The 1,794-nt window shown below is 50.0% G+C and carries 1 rRNA gene; it reads right to left on the reverse strand.

The features are described 5' to 3' along the window. Window positions 1–88 precede the first annotated feature (88 nt). Window positions 89–1,660 (reverse strand): 16S ribosomal RNA (locus LPA02S_RS11315). Between the last annotated feature and the right edge of the window lie 134 nt (window positions 1,661–1,794).

Genomic DNA, 1,794 nt, shown 5'->3' on the forward strand with positions numbered 1-1,794 from the left:
GGGGTAGTACCCTCAAAACTAAACAAAGTTTCATGTGTAGGTTTCCGATCGTTGCTTGAGTCTTGCGACGCCACAACGAATTCCTTAGAAAGGAGGTGATCCAGCCGCAGGTTCTCCTACGGCTACCTTGTTACGACTTCACCCTAATCATCTGTCCCACCTTAGACGGCTAGCTCCCCGAAGGGTTGCCCCACCGGCTTTGGGTGTTACAAACTCTCATGGTGTGACGGGCGGTGTGTACAAGGCCCGGGAACGTATTCACCGCGGCATGCTGATCCGCGATTACTAGCGATTCCGACTTCGTGTAGGCGAGTTGCAGCCTACAGTCCGAACTGAGATTGGCTTTAAGAGATTAGCTTACCCTCGCGAGTTCGCAACTCGTTGTACCAACCATTGTAGCACGTGTGTAGCCCAGGTCATAAGGGGCATGATGATTTGACGTCGTCCCCACCTTCCTCCGGTTTGTCACCGGCAGTCTTACTAGAGTGCCCAACTTAATGCTGGCAACTAGTCATAAGGGTTGCGCTCGTTGCGGGACTTAACCCAACATCTCACGACACGAGCTGACGACAACCATGCACCACCTGTCATTCCGTCCCCGAAGGGAACTTTCTATCTCTAGAAATAGCAGAAGATGTCAAGACCTGGTAAGGTTCTTCGCGTTGCTTCGAATTAAACCACATGCTCCACCGCTTGTGCGGGCCCCCGTCAATTCCTTTGAGTTTCAACCTTGCGGTCGTACTCCCCAGGCGGAATACTTAATGCGTTAGCTGCGGCACTGAAGGGCGGAAACCCTCCAACACCTAGTATTCATCGTTTACGGCATGGACTACCAGGGTATCTAATCCTGTTCGCTACCCATGCTTTCGAGCCTCAGCGTCAATAACTGACCAGACAGCCGCCTTCGCCACTGGTGTTCTTCCATATATCTACGCATTTCACCGCTACACATGGAGTTCCACTGTCCTCTTCAGCATTCAAGTTTCCCAGTTTCCGATGCACTTCCTCGGTTAAGCCGAGGGCTTTCACATCAGACTTAAAAAACCGCCTGCGCTCGCTTTACGCCCAATAAATCCGGATAACGCTTGCCACCTACGTATTACCGCGGCTGCTGGCACGTAGTTAGCCGTGGCTTTCTGGTTGAATACCGTCAACGTCTGAACAGTTACTCTCAAACGTGTTCTTCTTCAACAACAGAGTTTTACGACCCGAAAGCCTTCTTCACTCACGCGGCGTTGCTCCATCAGACTTGCGTCCATTGTGGAAGATTCCCTACTGCTGCCTCCCGTAGGAGTTTGGGCCGTGTCTCAGTCCCAATGTGGCCGATCAACCTCTCAGTTCGGCTACGTATCATTGCCTTGGTGAGCCATTACCTCACCAACTAGCTAATACGCCGCGGGTCCATCTCTAAGTGACAGCCGAAGCCGCCTTTCAGCCTAAAACCATGTGGTTTTAGGATTTATACGGTATTAGCATCTGTTTCCAAATGTTATCCCCTGCTTAGAGGCAGGTTACCCACGTGTTACTCACCCATCCGCCGCTCACCGCTCTAAAATCACTTGGTGCAAGCACCGCATTCATTTAGTTAAGTTCGCTCGACTTGCATGTATTAGGCACGCCGCCAGCGTTCATCCTGAGCCAGGATCAAACTCTCATATAAAATATGAAGCTTGTTAAGCTCATTAATTTGTTAAAAGCGAATTGACTTCGCAATGTTTAATTCTTCTTCAACCTAAGTTGAAGAACCTACACATATACGAAACTTTGTTCAGTTTTCAAAGTACTACCGGTTGC

Source organism: Lacticaseibacillus pantheris DSM 15945 = JCM 12539 = NBRC 106106, from assembly GCF_001591865.1.
Taxonomy (GTDB): Bacteria; Bacillota; Bacilli; order Lactobacillales; family Lactobacillaceae; genus Lacticaseibacillus; species Lacticaseibacillus pantheris.